At 43.8% G+C, this 23419-nt stretch carries 17 protein-coding genes; 2 read left to right on the forward strand and 15 right to left on the reverse strand.

Going from position 1 to position 23419, the window contains the following annotated elements; all coding sequences use genetic code 11:
- Nucleotides 1–5 precede the first annotated feature (5 nt).
- From PODO_RS27550 to PODO_RS27570, 5 genes are all read right to left on the reverse strand, one after another.
- Nucleotides 6–755 (reverse strand): prepilin peptidase, encoded by a 750-nt coding sequence (locus PODO_RS27550; protein WP_038573552.1) that lies wholly within the window; start codon nt 753–755, stop codon nt 6–8.
- A gap of 117 nt (nt 756–872) precedes the next feature.
- Nucleotides 873–1337 (reverse strand): prepilin-type N-terminal cleavage/methylation domain-containing protein, encoded by a 465-nt coding sequence (locus PODO_RS32195; RefSeq protein WP_052097353.1) that lies wholly within the window; start codon nt 1335–1337, stop codon nt 873–875.
- Between the two features lie 190 nt (nt 1338–1527).
- On the reverse strand, nt 1528–2733 hold the full coding sequence (locus PODO_RS27560) for a type II secretion system F family protein (protein ID WP_036678542.1): 1206 nt from the start codon (nt 2731–2733) through the stop codon (nt 1528–1530).
- Nucleotides 2733–3782 (reverse strand): type IV pilus twitching motility protein PilT, encoded by a 1050-nt coding sequence (locus PODO_RS27565; RefSeq protein ID WP_038573555.1) that lies wholly within the window; start codon nt 3780–3782, stop codon nt 2733–2735. The genes PODO_RS27560 and PODO_RS27565 overlap by 1 nt, the downstream gene beginning before the upstream one ends.
- A gap of 43 nt (nt 3783–3825) precedes the next feature.
- Nucleotides 3826–5490 (reverse strand): GspE/PulE family protein, encoded by a 1665-nt coding sequence (locus tag PODO_RS27570; protein ID WP_038573557.1) that lies wholly within the window; start codon nt 5488–5490, stop codon nt 3826–3828.
- Nucleotides 5491–5854: 364 nt separating this feature from the next.
- Between PODO_RS27570 and PODO_RS27575 the strand changes: the two genes are divergently transcribed.
- On the forward strand, nt 5855–10456 hold the full coding sequence (locus PODO_RS27575; protein WP_038573559.1) for a choice-of-anchor A family protein: 4602 nt from the start codon (nt 5855–5857) through the stop codon (nt 10454–10456).
- Nucleotides 10457–10543: 87 nt separating this feature from the next.
- Here the strand turns inward: PODO_RS27575 and PODO_RS27580 are convergent, their stop codons facing one another.
- The 3 genes from PODO_RS27580 to PODO_RS27590 are packed head-to-tail and all read right to left on the reverse strand — an operon-like array spanning nt 10544 to nt 13435.
- Nucleotides 10544–12343, reverse strand: a complete 1800-nt coding sequence (locus PODO_RS27580) for a hypothetical protein (RefSeq protein ID WP_038573561.1) — start codon at nt 12341–12343, stop codon at nt 10544–10546.
- A 14-nt stretch (nt 12344–12357) separates the two neighbouring features.
- The gene (locus tag PODO_RS27585; protein WP_038573563.1) at nt 12358–12900 is read right to left on the reverse strand and encodes a type II secretion system protein; all 543 of its coding nucleotides are present in this window, start codon (nt 12898–12900) and stop codon (nt 12358–12360) included.
- The gene (locus PODO_RS27590; RefSeq protein WP_038573564.1) at nt 12884–13435 is read right to left on the reverse strand and encodes a type IV pilus modification PilV family protein; all 552 of its coding nucleotides are present in this window, start codon (nt 13433–13435) and stop codon (nt 12884–12886) included. The genes PODO_RS27585 and PODO_RS27590 overlap by 17 nt, the downstream gene beginning before the upstream one ends.
- Before the next feature lie 188 nt (nt 13436–13623).
- Here PODO_RS27590 and PODO_RS27595 point away from each other — a divergent pair, with 188 nt between their 5' ends.
- The gene (locus PODO_RS27595) at nt 13624–14412 is read left to right on the forward strand and encodes an alpha/beta hydrolase (RefSeq protein WP_038573566.1); all 789 of its coding nucleotides are present in this window, start codon (nt 13624–13626) and stop codon (nt 14410–14412) included.
- Nucleotides 14413–14542: 130 nt separating this feature from the next.
- Here PODO_RS27595 and PODO_RS27600 read toward each other — a convergent pair whose 3' ends face one another.
- From PODO_RS27600 to PODO_RS27630, 7 genes are all read right to left on the reverse strand, one after another.
- Nucleotides 14543–15379, reverse strand: coding sequence for a phosphoenolpyruvate hydrolase family protein (locus PODO_RS27600; protein WP_038573568.1), 837 nt, complete (start codon nt 15377–15379; stop codon nt 14543–14545).
- A gap of 43 nt (nt 15380–15422) precedes the next feature.
- Nucleotides 15423–16631: a Tm-1-like ATP-binding domain-containing protein gene (locus PODO_RS27605; RefSeq protein ID WP_038573570.1), complete on the reverse strand. Its 1209-nt coding sequence runs from the start codon at nt 16629–16631 to the stop codon at nt 15423–15425.
- Between the two features lie 155 nt (nt 16632–16786).
- A complete protein-coding gene (locus tag PODO_RS27610) occupies nt 16787–17986 on the reverse strand; it encodes a phosphoenolpyruvate hydrolase family protein (RefSeq protein ID WP_038573573.1) in 1200 nt (399 codons plus the stop codon).
- Between the two features lie 137 nt (nt 17987–18123).
- Nucleotides 18124–19539: an argininosuccinate lyase gene (argH, locus tag PODO_RS27615; RefSeq protein ID WP_036678523.1), complete on the reverse strand. Its 1416-nt coding sequence runs from the start codon at nt 19537–19539 to the stop codon at nt 18124–18126.
- Nucleotides 19540–19633: 94 nt separating this feature from the next.
- Entirely contained in the window at nt 19634–20869 is a 1236-nt protein-coding gene (locus PODO_RS27620; protein WP_036678522.1) for an argininosuccinate synthase, read from the reverse strand.
- A gap of 292 nt (nt 20870–21161) precedes the next feature.
- A complete protein-coding gene (argF, locus tag PODO_RS27625) occupies nt 21162–22130 on the reverse strand; it encodes an ornithine carbamoyltransferase (RefSeq protein WP_038573575.1) in 969 nt (322 codons plus the stop codon).
- Nucleotides 22127–23413 (reverse strand): aspartate aminotransferase family protein, encoded by a 1287-nt coding sequence (locus PODO_RS27630; protein ID WP_038573577.1) that lies wholly within the window; start codon nt 23411–23413, stop codon nt 22127–22129. The genes argF and PODO_RS27630 overlap by 4 nt, the downstream gene beginning before the upstream one ends.
- Nucleotides 23414–23419 lie beyond the last annotated feature (6 nt).

Genomic DNA, 23419 nt, shown 5'->3' on the forward strand with positions numbered 1-23419 from the left:
TCCTCCTATCCGATAAGCGAGAGATACGCGCCGATGATGTGTGAACCATATCCAAAACTAATTAAAGCTCCTATAGCTAACCAGGGGCCGAAGGGTACCGGTTGTTTACGTTTGATTACACCGAGCAGCATCAGCAGTCCGCCCACCACGCTCCCAAGCAGACAAGCCACAAAAAAGGCCAAAATTACATTCGGAAAGCCAATCACCAAACCCAGCAGCGCAAATAACTTCACATCTCCAGCCCCCATGCCACCTAATAGAACAAAAGGGATAAGAACCCCTCCCCCAAGCACAGCTCCTAGCAGGTGATGCCATAGCGGTCCTTCCGGAAATAACAGTACAAGAATCAGCAGCAGCGGTAAAAAAAACAACAATACCTTGTTGGGAATCAGCATGTACTTCAAATCCGCAACCGTCACGATAACCGCTAAACTCACAAGAATGAACCCGATGATTCCCTTACCCGTCAGGCCAAATTGCAAATACACCCATAAAAAAAGCAAACCCGTTGCCGCTTCTCCAAGCGGGTATAATGGCGGTACCCTTGTGCCGCAGTATCGGCATTTGCCTCCTGACAGCAGGTAGCTTAGCACCGGAAACAAATCCCGCGCTTTCAGCCGCGTGTTGCAGTTCGGGCAATGTGACGGCGGATTAAGCAAGGATTCCTTGGCCGGCACCCGCAGCGCTACTACGTTATAGAAGGAGCCTAGAACCAGGCCCAGTAATGTGATGTAACTTGCGATAAATATCGTCATGGCTGTCCTCTGTTAGCTTCTGGATTTTAAAAAAGGAATCGGGAAGTCCGATTCCTTAGGAAAGATTGTAAGTTTGAATTTATAGAAATTAATTAGATATTCCTGTTAGCCACCAGATCATGGTTTTGGCGTTGCTACTGGCTCTGCACTAAGCACCTTATCAGCTGAATACTCACCACTATCACTTCCCTCAGGATCAGGATCTATAGTTACTTTTTCAAGTGCTCCATCAGCGCCGTAATTAATTATTGTAGAAGCTTCAACAATCGTTTTCTTGGTACTAGGTAAAACTAGTGTCTTATCAATGTAATTTTTTAACTTAAGTTCTTGAAGTGTCACTGATGCATTTTTAAATTCTCCATTTTTTTCACCCATAATGTACATCCTGGAAGCATCATAAAGCTGTCGAGCAGTTGCTAAATCTGCATCCGTTTTTGATTTATTAATAATTCCACCAATCATAGGTATAGCAATTACCGCAATAATCCCCAAAATAACGATAACTGCCAGCAACTCAATCAGCGTAAACCCCTTTTGATTTTCCTCTTTGCTTAATCTTCTCTTAATCGCTTGTGCTAACATTTGATTTCCCCCTCTAAGTGGTGTGTGAGTGATAAAACCTATATTCTTCATTTCAGTGAAACCAGCATCATCTTCCTTGTGCTTACGGAAACAGCTCGTCCATCGTCGTCTAATCGCCAGCTTAAGTTCGTGGATCTTGCCCCGCCTCCCCGGCGTCACCCCTCTCAATATATACAAGGAACCAAGAGGTTCACATATTTCCGTACAGACTGAACATTGGCAGCATAATGGCGGCCACAATAACACCTACAACAGCGGCTAGAAAAGCAATCAATAATGGTTCAAGCAGCGACTTCAAACGGTCGACGGTATTCTCCACGTCCATCTCATAAAAGTCAGCTACCTTGGACAACATCGTGTCGAGCGCCCCTGTCTCTTCGCCAATCGCTATCATCTGCGTAACTAGTGGCGGGAAGACCCAGGCTTTTTTTAGCGGCTCAGATAGTGGATTTCCTTGTCGCAGCGAATCCCCTGCACTACGGATGAATTTCCCGATGACCTTATTTCCTGCTACCTCCTCAACAATCACCAAGGACTGTAGGATCGGTACAGAGCTGGCATAAAGAGAAGAAAAAGTACGCGTAAACTGAGCAATCGAGCCCTTTTGATTCAGCTTGCCGAACACAGGAATTTTTAACTTGGCATAATCAAGGGCGTAAGCACCCTTTTCCGTACGTTTTGTAATCTGAAAAGCTATCACTAGGAGAAGTACTCCGAGTATCCAGAAATACCATTGACCTTGAATGCTTTTGCTAAGTGCCAAGACCATCTGTGTAATTGCCGGAAGCTCGGCATCCATCGATTCAAACATCGTTACAAACTGCGGCACAATCGCCCAAAGTAGATAGATAACCGCGGCAATCGCCATAACCCCTACGGTAATCGGGTACGTAAGCGCTGATTTTATCTTCTCTGTCGTGGTGTGCTGTTTCTCAAAAAACATAGCCAACCTGTCCAACGTCCCCTCAATATCACCGGATTCCTCACCGGCACGGATCATGCTGACAAATAGCTGCGGGAAGATTTTTTTATGATCCTGAACGGCTTGTGAGAACGATATCCCGCGCATCAGGCTAGAATTAACATCTACTAACGCTTTGCGCAGTGGCTTACTCTCGGTCTGCTCTGCCAAAATACGCGTTGCATCCACAATCGATACCCCCGCCCGCATAAGCGTGGCAAACTGCCTGCAATAAATGATGAAATGAAGCGGCTTAACGGGATTACCAATATAAATGTCCATCGATAAAATCGTGGTTTTGCGCTCAATCAGTGAAAATACCGTAAGTCCCCGCTTGCGTAGCTCCTCCATCGCCGTAGGTTTATCGGTTGCCGTTAGTTTCCCTTTGATAGATTTGCCTGCGGATGTCTTCACCTGATATTCAAAAAGAGGCATCAGCTGCTCACCTCCGCCATAAACGCCTTAGCTGCTGTTGGATCAATAAGCCCCTGCGATAAATGGTCACGGATGCTCATGTCCAAGGTGTGCATGCCTTGTGAGCGTCCGGTTTGCATTACATTTTTGATCTGATGTGTTTTTTCGGTACGAATAAGATTGGCTACGGCTGGTGTATTGAGCAAAATTTCCGTTGCGCATAAACGCCCCCGACCTCCAGCCCTAGGGAACAACCGCTGACTGACTACTGCCAGCAGCACTGATGCTAATTGTGAACGAATCTGTCCCTGCTGATGGCCCGGAAAAGCGTCGATAATTCGGTCAATTGTCTGTGGTGCATCTGTTGTATGTAAGGTAGCCATCACAAGATGACCTGTCTCTGCGGCCGTAACCGCTGCTGAAATAGTCTCCAAATCCCGCATCTCACCAACGAGAATGACATCCGGATCCTGACGTAAGGCAGCACGTAATCCATTAGCAAAACTTGCGGTATCGCAGCCCACTTCACGTTGATCTACTAGACAGGTTCCATGGTTATGTAGAAATTCTATCGGATCTTCCAACGTCACTATATGCTTGCTCTCCGTCTGGTTAATATAATTCAGCATAGCTGCAAGCGTAGAAGATTTGCCGCTGCCTGTGGGTCCTGTAACCAAAATTAGACCTTGTGGCTTAAGCGACAAAGTAGTTAAAATCGAAGGCATCGACAGCTGTTCCAGACTCGGAATCTCTGCAGGAATGGCCCGGGCGGCGATACTAACCTCGCCCCGCTGACGATAAACGTTCACCCGGAATCTTACCCCACCATCAAGCGGATATGAAAAATCCAACTCGCCCGCATTCCGAAATGCTTCAATTCGTTCATTACCAAGTAGCGTTTTGGCCATATCTGCCGCTTCTTCAGCAACCACGGATTCACCCTCAAGCGAGTGCAGCTTTCCATCCATCCGAATAACCGGCGGTGATCCTACGGAAATATGTAAGTCAGAAGCTTTGGAGGAGTAAGCCGTTTGTAATAGTTGTCTAATATCCCGCGTATACGTTGGCATTAGCCGCTCCCCCTAAGTTAGAATGCTAAATCCCTGTTAACCTCTAATGTGAGACCGTCTCGCGCATGACTTCTTGAAGTGTTGTAATTCCTTGACTGACCTTGAGCAGTCCGTCATCCATCAGTTGAACAAGCCCACGCGCTTTACCTGCTGCACGCAGTTCTTCTACTGAGGCAGTGTTTGTAATGAGTTGCCGTAAGTGATCATCAATACTGAGTACTTCATGAATCGCTATTCGTCCACGATAGCCAGAATTGTTACAGCTACCACAGCCGCGTCCACGCTGTAATTCTTCCGCAGGTAGTCCTAAGCTACGTAGCATAATTGCTTCCTGTTCAGATGGTTTGTAGGTTTCTTTGCAGTCAGTGCAGATTTTGCGCACCAGCCGCTGTGCTACCACACCAATCAGCGAAGAAGCGATCAAATAAGGTTCTACCCCCATATCCCGCAATCGGGAGACGGAGCTAATCGCATCGTTTGTATGTAAAGTAGACAATACTAGATGACCCGTTAATGAGGCGCGAACAGCAATTTCTGCAGTTTCCGCATCCCGTATTTCACCAACCATTACGATATTCGGATCTTGTCGAAGAATCGAACGTAGCCCAGCTGCAAAGGTTAGTCCAATAGCCGAGTTTACGTGCACCTGATTTACTCCTTCAAGCTGGTATTCCACTGGATCTTCGACTGTGATAATATTTGCGCTTTCTACATTAAGTTGATTCAACGCTGAATATAAAGTTGTTGTTTTTCCGCTACCGGTAGGTCCTGTGATCAGCAAAATCCCATAAGGACGAGCTATCATCTCCTTAAAAGCTTCTGCATTCCCCTCACTGAATCCCAAAGCATCTATGGATTTGACCCCTGTGCTTAAGTCTAGCAACCGCAGCACAATCTTCTCTCCGTGCATCGTTGGTAATGAAGACACACGAATATCTACCATTTTGTAATCGAACTGCATTTTGATCCGCCCGTCCTGCGGCAAACGCCGTTCTGCAATATTCAGGCGGGCCATTATTTTCAGACGGGCGGTGATAAAGCCCTGCATCTGCTTAGGAATAATCCGCTCTGTCCGTAAGGTTCCGTCAATGCGGTAGCGGATGGTTAAATTATTTTCACCTGGATCCATATGTATATCAGACGCCCGCAGAGCAACTGCCTGCTGAATCATCTGGTTGACCAAACGTACGATTGGGGAGTCCTCATCTGTAATCTCTGTCTCTTCTATTTCTTCCTGTGTCGGGAGTTCTACCAGCATCTGATTCATAGAATCGCGCATGCCATAGTGACGCGCAATCGCCCGCTGCAGCTCATCTCTCGTAGAAATAGCGGGTTCGATCCGGAAGCCAGTACTCATACGTAAATCTTCTATCGCAAAATAATCCAGCGGGTCCGCCATCGCAACCATCAGCTTGCCGCCCTCTTTTAAGAATGGAAGCACCTGATATCGCTTAGCCATACTTTCAGGGATTATCTGCGTGATTGCGGGATCTATCTGGTATTTAAATAAACTGACATGCGGGATGCCGAGTTGAAATTCAAGCACTTCAATCAACTGCTGCTCCGTAATATAGCCTTGAGAGATTAGCAGATCGCCGAGCTTACGTTTGCTCTTACGCTGTTCCGCGAGAGCCTCAAGCAACTGGTCCTGCGAAATAATATTATTTTCTACCAGCAAGTCGCCCAGTCTCTTTTTTGCGATAGCCAAGTCTATTCATCTCCGTATGCCGTTATTTATGCCGGCTGAAATAATGGATATTTTTTATAAAAATAGAAATCAAAATCCCAGCAAAATTCGCTCGAAAACGAAAGATATAATTACCATAAATACGCCTTCCATAAATTTGTCAATTTTGAGTATTTTTCAATCTGACTAGGACTTTAGTTATAATTTAATAGGTATATTTCAATAGATTTATGTTGTCTATCAATGCTGAATGTCCTAGAATGTATATAACATAGATTGGATAATTTTACAACGACACGGAATGAAAAAGGCTGTCGGAATCTAGCATATACGAGACGGAATACGACCATATCTGCCAATAGTTAACAATCAGGGAGAGATGACAATGAAACTTGCCAGCAACAAAAAAGTTTTTATTTTTACAGTAACTACCCTGCTTCTCCTTCTGCTTGTTCTGCCGATCAAAAATCACTTTATGAATGTCGATGCCAGTTCAAATGAATACCAAATTCGTATGCTGGAGGTTACTGAGAGTGGGGTTAGTGAGCTTGCGTCTCTAAAAACAGGAATATCTAACCTTACCATTGACACGATGAGTATGAAGCGCTTTGTGGCGCTGCGGGATGATCTGGACGGAAGATATGATGCGGTATATATCGGGAAGGGGACTTACAATCCTGCACAGGTAAGTAATCAACAACCCGCCTCTGAGGAAAATAGAGCTAAGGCCCTTAATACCAAAAGTATGAAGAACGACATTACTCATCTGAAGGCTGATCAAATTACAAAGGAATTTATCAACAAGGGATTATATGTTTTTTTTCATAGCCAGCCCTTTAAAGACAAAGATGCAAAACCTCAAACTGAGCAAGGTATACTGTACAGCTCTTTTAACAGTTATCGTCTTTCCACCTCCAACCCAAATGTTAAGTTTGTAGATGACAGTGAACTCGCGGATATTTTTGCCGATTTAAAAAAACAAGACTCCAAATACATAAACGACTTGAAGAAACGCCCTCATCTACAAATTACGAATAGAATTCCCAACTATGACCCTAATGCAACTAACAGCAAAATCTATGTTCCTGGGGAGAAGCTTTCTTTTAATTTCAATGTCACCACACCCTCTACACAAAATAGTGCTCCGCTCTCAGTCAAACTGTACGTTGGTCTTGATAAATCCATCAAAATGGGAGAAAAACAGGTCGTTGCTGAAACTGAGATTAGTACATCCAGCGGAACTATTGAATACACTTTGCCAAAAACATACTCTGGGTTACTCTACTGGAAGCTAGAAGTTAATGATTACCACAGTACACAATTAAAAGACTTCGACAGCGGTGTAATTCGTTACCGTGGCGAGAAAACCATAGTAAATATTCTTCAGGTTATGCCTGACACTCTAACAGAAAGCAGCCTCCTGAACACTAGTAATATGAATCCGAATTTTCTCGATACATCTGACTATAAGCTCGATATAAAAATCAAAACGATGACTGAATTCAAAAACTATATTGATGACAGCTATGCTGCAACACATAGTTACGGACTAAATGGCACTTATGACATGCTCATCTTTGGATTTGTAGACGAATACTACAAAAAATCTAATTTAAACACTAATGCGATCAACGCTATTACACAATTTACTGGTACCTTCAAGCAAAGCGCCTTGTTCACTCACGATACCATCATTAATTTAGATGCAAATAAAAAGAACTGGATCAATAATTTCATGGGGATTACTGGTCAGGTGAATCCTGAGACCAACTTAGGCCATAATGCCATCAATCTTTCCACCAAGGTTAAGCCGGTGAATGACGGGCTTTTGATGCAATATCCTTTTTATCTAAGCAAGAGGGACGACAGCAACCAGCAAATCGATATTTCCACACCACAAATTGCACCAACACATAACCAGTACTTCACACTTAATTTGGAAGATCCTGAAGTAGTATCTTGGTATAACATTCAAAGTGAAGCATCAGGTACGAGGATAAAACCAAATGGAGAATATAATCAATACCAACGTGATACCGAGGATAGCTGGAATCAATATTACACATATTCCAAAGGAAATATTACCTACTCAGGTACAGGTCACTTTTTTGGAGTAAGTGATATTCCAGCCAATCTAAAGAAATTCCCGGACTGGGAACAACAATTGTTCGTTAATACTATGTATCGTGCTTTTATTGGGGCCAATCATGCTCCAGAGATTACCGTGCATACGCCGGCTAATGATTCATCGATTCCGTCTTATCAAGAAACACTCCTTGTCGACTATACAGTAACTGATTTGGACTTTAACGATCGTGATCTAACAACTGAAGTCCGTTTCAAATCAGGGAACACGTACTTTCCCAAGATTGAAATAAGTAAGATGAACATCAAATCCGGTCAAAATATATATAGAACAGTTGACAATCCGCTTCCAAACGGAGGTCTACTCGACATCGAAATTAAAGCTTGGGATCAAAATGGTGCGCTCTCAAGTAAAACGCTCAGAGTAAATGTCCTGCCGTCAAACACCAATTTGAGTGTAACACGATCTCTCTCTCAGAATGTTGTGAATGGCAAAATAGAAAAGGGAGAACCGGTCACTCTTAGTTATTCCATCACCCCAAAATCTGTACCGTTTGATAAAGTCGGCACGGTCAACCAGACCTCTAACACACAATTAATATCGGATATTGTATTTACCGAGAATCTCCCACCTAACCTGGAGATTTCAGGAGAATTACCTGCCGGTACGATCGTCACTGGAAATGCAACCAGTGGATTTAGATTGACACGCAATCTAAATGACATAACCTATTCATTAAAAACGGTGAACGGCGCCCAAATCTATAAACCAGACTCTGAACAGCCTATAACGTTCCAAATCACAGTTAAACCGACCGAGACCCAAACCTATATTTTAAATGATTCCAAACTTAGTTATATCGATATTCATGCCACATTGCCACCGCTAGGAATCTTAGGTAAATACAATGCACTTATCCTTCATACCACTTCACTTCGTGGTGGAACTATCAAGGGACCACTGGCTTCCGGGGGAACAGTCAACTTCAACAACGCGGGTATTACAGTAAATGAACAATTTAAAGACCAAGTGCCATATGGTATTGTCACGGGCGGAGATGTTTCCCTTCCTGAAGGAACAGTTTACGGAAACCTAATGGTTAAAGGCACCGTTAAAGACCAACGTCCTGGTTCTATCCAAAATGGTACCATCAATTACGGAGAACTTCTCGATTTCAACAAGCAAGAGAGTTATCTCCTTGGACTCTCTGATGCTATTGCCAAGCTGCCTTCCAATGCCACGGCGACTCATGAATACGGAAAACTTACGGTCACAGGTAACTCAGATATCAATATTGTTAATATTTCTAGTTCAGCGTTAAATACGCTTAACAGTTCCGAGCTTAAGGTTCCGCAAGGATCAACGGTAATTGTTAATGTACAACAAGACAGTAACAGTGAACCATTCTTACATTTCCCACTGGGGAGCGACGGTAGCCGTGTGCTATACAACTTCCCTAACGCCAAGCCTTTGCTAATTTCCCAAGCCAACGTATACGGAACCATTCTGGCACCACGATCTACTATAAACTTTGATGGAGGACAGGTGTATGGAACAATCATTGGAGCTTCAATGAATATGAGTAGTGCCACTTTATACCATTTCCCTTTTGCCGGTAGCCTACCAGCGGAAATCTATCCGCTACCTGTTCCAATCCCAACAGATCCTTCATCGACTAATTTAGCGCGGACTACAATTTCGTTTGAGACTTTAACTTTTACAGCCGAATATAAGATTAACGCCCTGCAATTGGATGACAAAACTATTTATGTAGGAGATGAGATTCGACTAATCCCAATAGTTACGCCTTCAGATTTAAGTAATTCTGCATTCCTCTGGACAACTAGTAATGCTTCAGTTGTGCAAATAGACTCCAACAGTGGCGATATTATCGGTTTGGCCAAAGGATCAGCACAAGTCACTGTTAAGGCTCTTGATGGTAGCGAAGTTACTGGTACTGCATTCATAACTGTAGAAGAACGTAATTCTCGTTCTCTATCAATTAAAGGATATGAAACAGGGAAAATCTATGAATCCATTACGTTAAGTGCCTCGTACGTTCAAGACAGTAAAGAACCTGAGACCAACATAACCTATATCTGGTCCGTTAAAAACATTACCTCTGGGGCAAGCACTGCTGTAATTAATACCAATCCAGAGTATCCCGGTGATGATACCGAAAAGATTTTCAGTGCGACGCAGTCAGGAACTTACCTAGTAAGTCTTACTGTAAATTCAAGTAACCCGGTTCCAATTACCCAAGAGAAAACCATAACAGTTACTAACCCACTAACCTCATTGTCGATTACAGGTCCAACAACGGTATTGATAGGAGGGCAAATCGATCTAAGCGCAAGTAGAAATCCTACGTATGCTGATCCAGCAACGCTAAGATGGAGATTCGTGAAATCAACGGATAAAAATATTACGGATGACACTATTACGAATGATCATATTGCTACTCTTACGCCTTCTAGTGATGGCTCAACCGCTAAATTGACGGCTGGTGATACCGCTAAAGAAGGACTGCTGATTGAGGTTTCATTCAAAGATATGACTTCAACACACGAGGTTAACATCGTTGAGTTAACGGGATTAAGATTTAAAGAACAGTCTATTACTATTGAAGTGGGCCATACTTTCCAATTAACCAATATTTTATGGGCATTCCCAACCTCCGTCTCGATAAAAGACATCAAAGATAACTTGAGTTGGGTAAGCGACAATTCTTCAATCGCCAGTGTCGATAATGGAACCAATATTGATACCAGAGGAACTGTTACCGGTGTTAAAAAGGGATCAACTACCATTACAGTGACTTATACCGGAAGCACAGGCGCAACAGTAGAAGCAGATATTACAGTTAAGGTTGTAGCACCCCAGAATGACGATCGTTACTAAAATTCACGTTTAAAAAACAACAAACTTCCAACGATAAATAGGGTATCCCTAAGCACTCGCTTAGAGATACCCCTTTTTCAACTAGTCTCAATGACTCACAAGCTCCAGAGGGCCTACAGTTACATTCACCTGCTGCACACGCGGGAGGCTAGACTGCTGATGAGTAAAAACATCCTGATTATATTGAATCTGAAAACGGTGACCCAAATTATATCGATCCGCATCCTGATTTTCAAAATTAAAGCCGAGGGCCGGATCCAAGGGCTCAGTTACTCCTCCTAGTACTGCGTTTACTGTAAGATTCCCTTTGGCAAAGAAGCCTCCATTTAACCAAAAGATTGACCCCACTCCGTACAAATCAGCGTCACTATCCGTGTAAAAAAAAGCTTTCATATAAAATGAATCCTGCTCAACTTTTTTCTTAGGTGGATTAGTAAAAGTATCAATTCGGTTAATGAGCACATCTCCTTGAGATATGAGGACTAACTCCTTACTACTTAAACCTTGGATCACGGCATCCTCTACTTTCGTTTCTCCTAAAACAAACATAGTAGAGTTGAATTTCACCTGACCTTTAATAGTAACATTACCTGTAACTAGAATATTAGCTTGTATCTCCAAAATTTTAGTTATATCTGGGCTATAGTTATTTACCTCCAGATCACCATTAACAATAAGCCATTTGGGCTTATTAGAAGGATTACCTGTTTTGGCTTCATCACTAAACTTTAACTGTTTGTAATCAATTCCATCGATAAGCAGATTACCGTTATAAATCGTAGAATTATTCAAATCTTTATCCAACAAGGAGTTCTGATATATTCTCAATTGTTCTTCGTATTGGCTGCACTCTAGTTCATACTTATCCTTTTCTTCTTTTGTCGGATTATCTTCAAGTACTGGCTCAGTGTAGGGTGGATTCTCATCGGGTAGTCTATCTAATGTTGTTGTGCTTAAATAATTACCCAGTTGATTATCCTTAATAGCTTGCTTAAGTTCAGACCTTTTCCCGGTCAACCCTGTCGCTTCCTCCACTTTATCAAGAAACGATTCCAGCACATTAATCTGCACGAACTTTTTTTGCGGTTTGATAAACACCTGCTCTTTATTAACTCCCAGTATGTTAGGAAGAATAATTGAGGCGTTGTTTTTATTTACTGCTGCATTAATAATTCCATTTCCGGAATATTTAATACTTTCAAGTGATTGCACATGCACCTCAGGAAGAGGTTCCGTAGATGCTAGACTGGCAGGGTCTTTTAGTAATTCTACTTTAGGATATTGAGTCTTTTCTTTAAGATCTTTCACTTTCTTATACGTATAAACAGCCGTATCGCTGATGTTTAGTTCTTCACCCGCATATATATTGCCATGGAGACCAGGTGCTCCGTTTAATGTTAATACTTTTTCCGATCCAAAAGCATATTTAAGAAAATCAGGATAGGTATCAATGACTATCTTTTGTCTCAGCTGTCTGATGACGCCATTAACTGTGGCTTGTGCTTCAATATCGACATAATATTTTTGCTTATCCTGCTTCTCATAGGTGATGCTTTTGATCGTACCGCCAGCTCCAGATAACCCCGTACTTACGCCATTGTTAACGCCGACAACTTTGGTGGTCACCTCATTAACAATACTTTTAATCTCATCTTCCATATGATCAGGATCAATATCCGTACGCCCGTCCAACTTCGTCTGTATGTATGCCGCTGCTTCATCGAGCCCCTTTTGAGCCAGATGCAGGCTCTGCACGTCGTTTTCCCTTGTCTCCGTTCGTTGTGCGCCACCCATCGTTGCCCCGAGTACAGCTACTCCGAGTATAGTAAGTAGAAGAGCAACAAACATAACTAATACTAGGGCTGAGCCTCTTTCATTATTCTTCATCCCTCCTGCTCCTCCTAGAATCCGAATTTACTTTTCAACTCCAATGGGTAATCCCTTCCGTCGTAGCTCTGAACTAGCGATAAATCTATAGATATCAAGCCGCTATCACAAGGGATGCTATTCTGACACTCTAAAGTTATAGCAGAACCCTGTTCTAATTTAGATATCGTCTCAGTTCTTGCATCTACTGGTGGATCGACTACATCAGGATTTGCTATTGTAAGAGCACCATTAACAATACGAATCTGAGACTTAGTTCCATCCTGACGTTCTAACGTAATGTAGCTATCAATAATAGTCCCTGCATCATTTTTGAGAATAGTTGGAGTGACCTTCTCAGGAGCAAATGTATACAACTCCGTTATAATTGCGGACATTAACAAATCACCTTCGTCTCGTAATGAGTTTTCAATCGATATTTTATGATAGCTTCGTAAGCCCAGCATTGTTATCCCCGAAATAATTCCCGCTGCAACTGTAAACAATGATAGTGCCACAATTAGCTCCACTAATGTAAAGCCGCCTTCTCTGCGAAGAAGATTAACGAATTTTCTCATCGGTAATATATCCCTCCACAACAGGTTCACTTTGAGGTCCGCCAGAAGAATCCGCTCTGCTGACTTTGACCAACACAGGCAACAAATATACTGCCATCTTCTGTTTCTCCGGATCACTAGATTCCAAGCTTTGGTTATGTAGATCACGCTGATATTTAATATCTATCTGATAGTTCACACCATTTATTGCAGGATTCAAAACCTGGTTTAAGATTTCTGTATCCTGAACAAGCCCCTTGTAATCCTCACATTTCAGAGAATCATCCGTATCCTTTTGGCATTTCGCCGCCTCTATCGAATCATGATTCTGCTTTATAAAAAATTCCTGCATCGCCTCAAAATCCTGCTTCTCCACATAAAACAGTGCATTCCGCGCCAGATTGACCATAATCGTTTTGTTCTGGTTCGATTTAGAGTAACTCATGGCGTTAGTAAAGTAAGACGTAAGCACCAGTGAAACTATCGATAAAATTACAATAGCTGCCAGCACTTCGATTAATGTAAATCCTTTTTCCTGCTTTAGGCCCGGTTTCATCCTACTTTCCGCCTCTCGCCTATGAAAATACTTTTCGTATTTGCACGTTTTTCCTAAATTTTCTACTTCCATTATATTCTCTCATATCCAGCTACAGCAATCCTCAAAACCCTTATAATTCAGATATTTCTACAATATCTCTCCCTTTTGGTCTATGCTATGATTTGGAAAGAGAGGAGATGAATGAAATGGCTTTAATAGAGTGCAAATTTTATTCTGAAGTACTAGGTTTGAATACCTCAATGACTGTAATTTTGCCGCAAAAAACAACTACACAAATCGGGATGAGTAATGTAACAAGAGGTGATCTTCACCCTACTTTGTATTTACTGCATGGCTTGTCTGACGATGATTCGATCTGGCTGCGCCGGACTTCCATAGAACGGTATGTAGCGGAGATGGGGATAGCTGTGGTAATGCCGAATGTGCACCGCAGTTTCTACACAGATATGGCCATGGGGGGCCGCTACTGGACCTTCATTAGTGAGGAGTTGACGATGCTGGCGCGCTCATTTTTCCCGTTTTCCGATAAACGCGAGGAGAACTTTGTAGCCGGGTTGTCGATGGGTGGTTATGGAGCGATTAAGCTGGGACTGCGTAAACCGGAATCTTTTGCAGCAGCAGCGAGTTTGTCTGGAGCACTTGATATGGCGCATAATTTCTTGAACGGGGAAGGTGCTACCACTAAAAGCAAAGAATACGAAATGATCTTCGGAAAAGAAGATACCGCCGGAACGCCGGAAGACCTTCTTTGGCTGCTTGAGGAAGTGAACCGCTCCACGGGACCAAAACCAGCGTTGTATCAATGCTGTGGCACAGAAGATTTCCTATACACCGATAACTTGAGATTCCGCGATGCCTGCCAGGCAACCTCACTTTCTTTAACCTACGAAGAAGGTCCGGGGACACATGAATGGGGATACTGGGATGCCAAAATCCGCGATGTGCTGGCATGGCTACCTTTAAGAAGTAACTAGCTGTACTTATTAGACAACAAAAAGATGCAGCCATAAGCTGCACCTTAATATCTGTTCTACTCAGATTGCCCTCTTCGGAGGGTTCTTCTCGCTTAATTGCTTACCGTCCTTATAAGAACGCCGAAGGCAATTATGCTTGTTTGGTGATATTTTTAAATAATCCAGTCTGTTCTGTGATTCCTTTTTCAGCAGCAAATCTTTCAATACTCGATGCACCAAAGAATCCGTCTATACCTTCTGTCCGTTCAATTACGTACGCCGCATCTTCCGGCTCTGCAATCGGTCCACCGTGACAAATCACCATAATATCTGGATTTACTGCTTTCCCTGCTTTAATAATCGCTTCAATTCTTTCTACACAATCATCCAATGTCAGAGCGGTCTTAGCTCCAATTGTACCTTTGGTAGTCAAGCCCATATGTGCCACCAAAATATCTGCGCCGGCTTCTGCCATGGCTTTCGCTTGCTCAGGATCAAATACATAAGGAGTGGTGAGCATATCCAATTCATGCGCAGCTCTAATCATATCTACTTCTAAACCATATCCCATGCCGGTCTCTTCTAGATTCTGTCTGAATACGCCATCGATCAAACCTACGGTTGGGAAGTTTTGTACGCCGCTAAAACCTTGTTCCTTAAGTTGTTTTAAATAAACCTCCATTACTCTAAATGGATCTGTTCCGCATACGCCTGCTAATACAGGGGTGTTTTTTACAACAGGCAATACCTCCGAGCCCATTTCGACCACAATTTGGTTGGCATCCCCATAAGATAATAACCCTGCCAGTGATCCACGGCCTGCCATTCTGTATCTTCCTGAATTATAAACAATCAGCATATCTGCTCCGCCAGCTTCGCTGCTTTTTGCAGTAATTCCAGTGCCAGCCCCCACGCCTAAAAGAATCTTTCCATTTGCCACTTCTTCTCTAAACTTCGCCATGATTTCAGTTCTTGTATTTTTGTTCATGTGTAACGCCTCCATTTAAATATTTAATTATCTTATAAAAATCTTATTTGCTCATGAGATCTATTAGCTTCTGCGCTGCTGCTTCTGCAAATTCCACATCATTAATGGCACAATCCATTTCGATAACCTCGACAACATTTCTGTTTACACCATTTCTTAAGGTATCAAATAACATTTGATCTTCCTCTACCCCATAAAAAGCTTCCCCTGCGACATCAATGCCGGATATCCCTTTAAGCGGCAGCATTAACACCGTTTTCTCTTTGGCCATATTTAATTTCTCGACAAGCTTTTTGCCGATGGCTTCATTTTCTTCTACTGTTGTTCTCATCAGAGTAACTGTTGGATTGTGTTTATAAAACTTATGTCCAGCAAATTTGGCTGGTACCGTATCATAAGGGCCAAAGTTGCACATATCAAGCGCACCTACCGAGACAACCTGTGGAATATGATGTTTACCAGCAGCTTCTAACCGATGAGGTCCAGCATTTAGCACACCACCAATAATTTCGTCCGCCCATTCTGTTGTGGTCAGATCCAATACACCTTCAATAAAACCAGCCTCGATTAGCGCTTCCATGGACTGGCCACCTACACCTGTTGCATGGAATACAAGCACTTCATATCCTCTAGCTTCAAGATAGTTACGGGCTGCCGTCACACAGGGGGTTGTTACCCCAAACATTGTTGTAGCTACTAATGGCTTTTTCTCTATCACTTGTTTATTCTCAAATTTAAGCATACCGGCGATGGCGAAAGCTGCATTGGTAAAAATCTTTGTTGAAATGGAGTTCAGACCAGCAACATCTACAACTGATGGCATCATGACAATATCACTAGTGCCTACATATGGAGCAGTATTCCCTGAAGCTACGGTCGAAACCATCACTTTAGGTACACCAATAGGTAATGCCCGCATACCCGGTGTTACAAGTGAAGTGCCTCCAGTGCCCCCAAAGGAGATAATTCCATCAAATTTGCCTTGCTTATATAATTCAGGTACTAATTTTTCCATACCTTTGGCTAATAATTCTGTTGCTAGTGCTCTATCTTTTTTGGCAACGAGCTCATATATACTTACACCCGCGGCTGCTGCTACTTCTCTATTAGAGATATCCGGTGTAAAAGTGGGCTCAAACACACCTGTATGAATTGTAAACGTACCCAGCTCCAAGCTTTCCAATAAATTTTTAATGTAGAGATATTCTTCACCCTTGGTGTCAAAAGTTCCGGCAATAGCAATCGTCTTCATTTCTTCAACCTCCTCTTCAAATATCTGCAACAAGAAATATAAGCATAATGTATAATGTGAAACTTATGCTTTCTTATATTTCAAAAAAAAAAAGCATGATCAACTTATGAGTTAATCATACTTCTTTGATTTATAGATGAAAACGCTTTTATGTCTTATGTTTTTGTGTTTATGTTAGATTTATATTGTTTTGGAGAGTACCCTTTATACTTCTTGAACATTTTGCTAAACTGCGCATAATCCTGGTATCCAACTAATGGCGCTAGCTCAGATAACTGGATATGGTCTCTATGTAATATTTCCGCCGCCTTATCCATCCGAAATTGCACAAGATACGTTTGGAAGCTGCAGCCTACTTTTTTGGTAAACAAACTACTCAAGTAACTTCGGGATACATGTGCCACCTTAGCTAAATCTGCAAACAAGATCTCATTCCTATAATTTTGAGCTACGTATTCTTTTACAAATTCAACATAATCATAGTGCTTTGTGATGCCATCTAACATTTTGACCATAAAATCATCTTCATCCAGCGTCCCCGACACTTTAAAAGCTTTGGTTATATTCGTAATGGACTTCTCCGATGGAATTCTTTCAAAAGCAGAGCCTCCGATATATCCCATCAAGTTTTGATTATTGCTGTACATATATTGCACATCAATTGGCGTTTTCACCGGACCACCGTAAACCAGCTTAATTAAATCTGGCTTTAGCTCATTGCATGTATTAAATATCTTGTCCGCTTTAACCTTGGCAGCTTCCAGAGAGAATACTTTTTTAGCGCCTAATAGCCCGCCTTCTGTTAGACCTAGATGTGCACAAATAATATCCGCTCCAGCCTCAATCATCTGTGCTGCCTGGATTTCGTCAAATACAAAAGCAATGGTAAACAAATTCTTCTCATGGGCTATTCTTATGGCTTCTACTTCAAGTAGATAACCATTCCCCTCTTCTTCGAGCGCTTCTCCAAATTGACCATCTATTAAACCAACCGTGGGGTAATTATTAATGCCGGCAAAGCCTCTATTCTTTATTTCACTTATATAGGATTCCATATCTTTTGTCGGATCAGTTGCATTGAGGCCAAAAATAATAGGGATATCTCTGACCAACGGTATGATCTCTCTAGATGCAAAGTCCATCACCATATCATTGCTATTACAAAATGGTAAAATACCAGCGAGAGAGCTCCTCCCCATCTGGCGAAATTTACCCGAGTTTAACATCAGAATGAAATCAGCTCCACCCTGCTTCGCATACTTTGCCGTTATACCAGCACCGGTGGCTACTCCAATAATATGATTGCCTACTTTTAATTCCGATCTAAGCTCGTCTAGGGTTTGCTTTCTGTTCATATCTACGAACCCTCCTATCCTAACCTAAGGATAACCGTAAAGAATACTGCTAATCCAGTCATAGTTCATTTAGATAATAAAAAAAATCCCGCCTGCCACCTATAAAGGTCTGAGGCGAGATTTGATATTGATACGGTTTACAATATAGCATCCCCGTGTTGTACAACCCATTCATTAGCTTCGTGCAATGCCAGCTCCGCCCGTTCAATTGCAGCCTTCACCTGAACGGTTGCTGTGCCGCCATAAACGTTACGAGCGTTAACTACAGCCTCCGGCTGAAGAACAGCATAGATATTCTCGTCGAAAAGCGGTGAGAATTGCTTGAACTCTTCCAGCGTCAGATCCAAGAGGAACTTGCCTTCATTGATACAGTAGAGTACCGTTTTCCCGATTACTTCATGCGCTTGGCGGAAAGGAAGACCCTTGCCTACCAAGAAGTCGGCGATATCCGTTGCATTCGAGAAATCCGTGTTCACAGCTTCACGCATACGACCTTTGTTCACCTTCATAGTGGAGATCATCGGTGCGAACAATTGTAGTGCACCAGTCAGCGTAGTAACCGTATCGAACATGCCTTCTTTGTCTTCCTGCATATCCTTGTTGTACGCCAGTGGCAATGATTTCAGCACCGTCAGCAAACCAATCAGGTTGCCGTAAACACGGCCTGTTTTGCCCCGTACCAGTTCTGGTACGTCAGGGTTCTTCTTCTGCGGCATAATGCTGCTGCCTGTGCAGAAAGCATCATCCAGTTCTACAAAGCTGAACTCTGTGCTGCTCCACAGGACCAGTTCCTCACTGAGTCTGGATAGATGTGTCATGATAAGGGAAGCATTCGCCAAGAACTCCACGATGAAATCGCGGTCGCTGACAGCATCCAGACTGTTCTCATACACACTGTCAAAACCCAGTTGTTCCGCTACAAAGTGACGGTCAATCGGGAAGGTCGTTCCAGCAAGCGCTCCTGCTCCGAGTGGTAGCACGTTGATCCGTTTGTAGCTGTCCGTCAGACGTTCTGCATCGCGGCGGAACATCGATACGTAAGCCAACAGGTGGTGAGCAAACAGGATCGGCTGTGCCCGTTGCAAATGCGTATAACCAGGGATGATGGTCTCCACATTGTCTTTTGCCTGTTCGATCAAAGCTTCCTGCAGCTCATGCAGCAAACTAACTAGCTCAACTACACGGCCACGTAAGTAAAGGTGCATGTCCGTCGCCACTTGATCGTTACGGCTACGTCCTGTGTGCAGCTTACCACCAACTGGACCGATTTCCTCGATCAGATGTTTTTCAATATTCATATGGATGTCTTCATCCGATACTGAGAAAACAACCTCTCCAGCATTGACCTTGTCCAGCACTTTGTTCAGACCTTGTTTGATTGTTTCCACGTCTTCTTGTGGAAGGATTCCGCATTTGCCCAGCATCGTGACATGTGCCAGACTGCCTTGCACATCCTCTTTGGCCAAAGCCTTATCAAAGCCAATGGAAGCCGTATATTCCTCCACCAGCTTGTTCGTTCCTTTAGTAAACCGTCCGCCCCAAAGCTTGCTCACCTGTTGTTTCCTCCTCTTGGACGCCAGAGGGCCGCTCCTATCCTGACGGGAGGAACGGCCTTCGGGGTTGCCCGTTTAAGTATATGTTATCGTACTATTTAGAAGCTCCATTTACACCTGTAGAAACTTTAAGGCGCAAAGCGTTCAAGTGGATAAAACCAGTGGCATCCCCTTGATCATAAGCTTGTGTAGGATCAGCTTCCATCGTTGCAATCTCAGGATTGTACAGGCTGACTGGGCTCTTCACTCCAGCGCCGATGATGTTGCCTTTGTACAGTTTAAGACGAACAGTACCCGTTACATTTTGTTGGCTCTGTGTTACAAGAGCTTGCAGTGCGATACGCTCTGGAGCGAACCAGAAACCATTATACACCAAAGTGCTGTAACGAGTGATCAGGCTGTCACGCAGGTTCATCACTTCACGGTCCATCGTGATGGATTCCATTTTGCGATGAGCGACGAACAGGATCGTTCCACCTGGAGTCTCATACACGCCGCGGCTCTTCATGCCGACAAAACGGTTCTCAACCATATCTACACGTCCGATGCCGTGTTTACCACCTAGATCATTCAGTTTCTCCATAACTTGAAGGGGTGATAAAGACTCCCCATTCAGGGCTACGCAGTCTCCCTTAACGAATTCGAGCTCCAAATATTCCGCTTCATCCGGAGCATCCTCAGGAGCATTGCTCAGTAGGAACATTCCTTTGTTCTCTGGTGCACTTGGATCAAACCAAGGATCTTCCAGTACGCCGCTCTCATAGCTGATATGCAGCAAGTTACGGTCCATCGAATACGGCTTCGCCGCAGAGGCTTGTACCGGAATATCATTAGCTTCCGCATAAGCGATCATTTCCGCACGACCTGGGAATTGATTGCGGAACTCTTCTAGACGCCAAGGTGCGATCACCTTGATGTTCGGAGCCAATGCAGCTACGCCAAGCTCGAAACGGACTTGGTCGTTCCCTTTGCCTGTCGCGCCGTGCGCGATAGCCGTTGCGCCTTCAGCGATGGCGATATCTACCATGCGCTTAGCGATCAATGGACGAGCAATACTAGTTCCGAGCAAGTATTGGCCTTCATAAAGTGCGCCAGATTGGAACATCGGGTAGATGAAATCGCTAGCGAACTCATCGCGCAGATCGTCGATGTATACTTTCGATGCGCCAGTAGCAAGTGCTTTCTCCTCCAGACCGTCGAGCTCTTCTTTTTGGCCGATATCGGCTGTGAAGGCGATGATCTCCGCGTCATAGGTTTCTTTAAGCCATTTCAAAATAACGGATGTATCCAATCCGCCGGAATAGGCGAGTACAATTTTTTCTTTAGCCATGGTGTGGCAACTTCCTTTCGTGTGGGCTATATAAATTAAAATAAACGTGCCTTTGCCAGCACTCTGACGATAAATCGCAATCACACTGAATATTTGGACTTCCGGTCGCTGTTATCATCAGATTTCTTTTATTTCAAACCGCATTGTGCGGATGAAATCTGATGATAAAGGCGAACGCTACGCTCCTACAGTTCCAAAAATTCCGCTCCATTACTCCATCGTCCAAAGTCTAACTTCGCCCAACATTAATTCAATTTATATAGTGATTTATATTTTATATTTTTTAAATTCCTTAACTCATCAACGCAGCCATTAAAGCTTTTTGCGCATGCAGACGGTTCTCAGCCTGATCAAAGATCACCGAGTTAGGGCCGTCAATCACGCCTGTGCTGACCTCTTCCTCACGGTGGGCTGGCAGACAGTGCAGGAAGAGATAATCGCTCTTAGCGCCTTTTACAAGCTCCTCATTGACCTGATAGTCCTTGAATGCCGCTTCACGTGCCTTTTGCTCCTCCTCGAAGCCCATACTCGCCCATACATCTGTATAGATGACGTCAGCGTCTTGTACAGCTTCTTGCGGGCTGCGAGTGACCACAATCTTCGCTCCGGTTTCTTTAGCGATCTCACGAACTTCTGCGACAACCGCGGCATCTGGCTCATAACCTTCCGGTCCGGCGATAGATACGTCCACGCCCAGCTTAGCTCCGCCAATCATTAAGGAATGCGCCATATTGTTGCCATCGCCGATGTAAGCCAGCTTCAGGCCTTTGAGCTTTCCTTTGTGCTCATAAATCGTTTGATAATCCGCCAGCACTTGGCAAGGATGTGCCAGGTCACTTAGACCGTTGATTACGGGAATAGAAGCATAACGAGCGAGATCTTCAACCTTGTCATGGCCGAAGGTACGGATCATAATTCCATCGAGATAACGCGACATTACTTGCGCTGTATCACCAACAGTTTCTCCGCGTCCAAGCTGGATATCATTTTTGCTCAAGAAAAGGGCATGCCCTCCCAGCTGATACATTCCAACTTCAAACGACACACGCGTACGTGTAGAGGATTTTTCAAAAATAAGTCCAATCGTCTTTCCCTTCAGCGGCTGAAATTCTTCGCCATTTTTCTGCTTCTTCTTCAGCTCAATCGCCGAATCAATCAGATACGTAATTTCCTCCGGGCTGTAATCGTTCAGCTCCAGTAAATCACGGCCTTTCAGTTGCTGCGCAATGGTGTGCTTGTTACTCTGTACGCCCTGACTCATGAGCTTACCTCCCCGTTTGCTTGTTTAGCATAAGTATGAATGAGTTCGCATAGGATGTCCACCGCTTGGTCGATCTCCTCTTTGCTTACATATAGATTAGGCAGCAGACGAAGAACATTAGGACCGGCTGTCACGAACAACAGACCTTTCTTTTGTCCAGCCAGTACAATATCGCCCACTGGGGATTGACATTCAATCCCGATCAACAGCCCTTTACCACGGATATCCTTCACAAAAGAACAGTCCGCCAGCTTCTCTTTCAAAAGACCTGTCAGGTACTTACCCATATCTTCGGCGCGCTGTGGAAGCTCATCTTCCAGCATCGTCTCAATCGTCGCTGCCATAACAGCTGTTGCTAGCGGTGTTCCCCCGAAGGTGGACGCATGGCTGCCCGCTGAGAAGGCTTCACGCAAATATCCTTTGCCAAGCATTAAACCTGCCGGGAACCCACTAGCAATCCCCTTAGCCAAGGTGAAAATATCCGGTTCAATTCCATAATGCTGATGAGCGAACAGCTTGCCTGTACGTCCCATACCTGTCTGTACCTCATCTACAATCAGAAGCAATCCGTGTTTCTTACACAAGGCCACTACAGCGTTCAAGAACTCAGGTTCTACCTCAAGCACGCCACCCTCTGCAAGCACCATCTCCAGCATGATAGCAGCTGTATGATCTCCGATAGCAGCTTCTAACGCTGGGAGATCATGCAAGGGTACGGTCTTGAAACCTGCTGGAAGTGGCAGGAACCCTTCTTTCACCTTTTGCTGGCCTGTAGCTGTTAGTGTGGCCAGTGTACGTCCATGGAAGGATTGTTCGAATGTGATAACCTCATAACGGTCGACACCCTTAATCTTCTGATGGTAACGGCGGGCCAGCTTAATAGCAGCCTCATTCGCTTCTGCCCCGCTATTGCAGAAAAACACTTGATCAGCGCAGCTATTCTCTGTCAGAAGGTTGGCAACTTTATCTTGTCCCGGAATATGGAACAGATTCGAGACATGCCAGAGCGTATCAATCTGATCCTTCAGCTTAGCGCCGACTTTTTCAGGAGCATGACCTAGACTGGTCACAGCCAATCCACTGGTGAAATCCAGATACTTATTGCCTTTATCATCCCATACCCAGGTGCCCTTGCCTTTAACTAAGCTGAGATCATATCTGGCGTAAGAAGGGAACACTGCACTCAGCTTGCTTGTTGCAACATCCGGTGTACCTGATCCTACTGTATCGGTCTGCTGTGCCCCTGCTTGCGAATCCAACTCCGCTTGTGTAAGCTTGCTCATTCTAAG

This window comes from Paenibacillus odorifer, from assembly GCF_000758725.1.
GTDB lineage: Bacteria > Bacillota > Bacilli > Paenibacillales > Paenibacillaceae > Paenibacillus_AQ > Paenibacillus_AQ odorifer.

Excerpts from the sequence above, each read along its gene's own strand:
- PODO_RS27585 (WP_038573563.1), bottom strand. The coding sequence starts at position 12,900 with ATGAGAAAATTCGTTAATCTTCTTCGCAGAGAAGGCGGCTTTACATTA.
- PODO_RS27580 (WP_038573561.1), bottom strand. The coding sequence starts at position 12,343 with ATGAAGAATAATGAAAGAGGCTCAGCCCTAGTATTAGTTATGTTTGTT.
- PODO_RS27560 (WP_036678542.1), bottom strand. The coding sequence starts at position 2,733 with ATGCCTCTTTTTGAATATCAGGTGAAGACATCCGCAGGCAAATCTATC.
- PODO_RS32195 (WP_052097353.1), bottom strand. The coding sequence starts at position 1,337 with ATGTTAGCACAAGCGATTAAGAGAAGATTAAGCAAAGAGGAAAATCAA.
- PODO_RS27605 (WP_038573570.1), bottom strand. The coding sequence starts at position 16,631 with ATGAAGACGATTGCTATTGCCGGAACTTTTGACACCAAGGGTGAAGAA.
- PODO_RS27595 (WP_038573566.1), top strand. The coding sequence starts at position 13,624 with ATGGCTTTAATAGAGTGCAAATTTTATTCTGAAGTACTAGGTTTGAAT.
- PODO_RS27550 (WP_038573552.1), bottom strand. The coding sequence starts at position 755 with ATGACGATATTTATCGCAAGTTACATCACATTACTGGGCCTGGTTCTA.
- PODO_RS27575 (WP_038573559.1), top strand. The coding sequence starts at position 5,855 with ATGAAACTTGCCAGCAACAAAAAAGTTTTTATTTTTACAGTAACTACC.
- PODO_RS27630 (WP_038573577.1), bottom strand. The coding sequence starts at position 23,413 with ATGAGCAAGCTTACACAAGCGGAGTTGGATTCGCAAGCAGGGGCACAG.
- PODO_RS27565 (WP_038573555.1), bottom strand. The coding sequence starts at position 3,782 with ATGCCAACGTATACGCGGGATATTAGACAACTATTACAAACGGCTTAC.
- argF (WP_038573575.1), bottom strand. The coding sequence starts at position 22,130 with ATGAGTCAGGGCGTACAGAGTAACAAGCACACCATTGCGCAGCAACTG.
- PODO_RS27610 (WP_038573573.1), bottom strand. The coding sequence starts at position 17,986 with ATGAACAGAAAGCAAACCCTAGACGAGCTTAGATCGGAATTAAAAGTA.
- PODO_RS27590 (WP_038573564.1), bottom strand. The coding sequence starts at position 13,435 with ATGAAACCGGGCCTAAAGCAGGAAAAAGGATTTACATTAATCGAAGTG.
- PODO_RS27620 (WP_036678522.1), bottom strand. The coding sequence starts at position 20,869 with ATGGCTAAAGAAAAAATTGTACTCGCCTATTCCGGCGGATTGGATACA.
- PODO_RS27600 (WP_038573568.1), bottom strand. The coding sequence starts at position 15,379 with ATGAACAAAAATACAAGAACTGAAATCATGGCGAAGTTTAGAGAAGAA.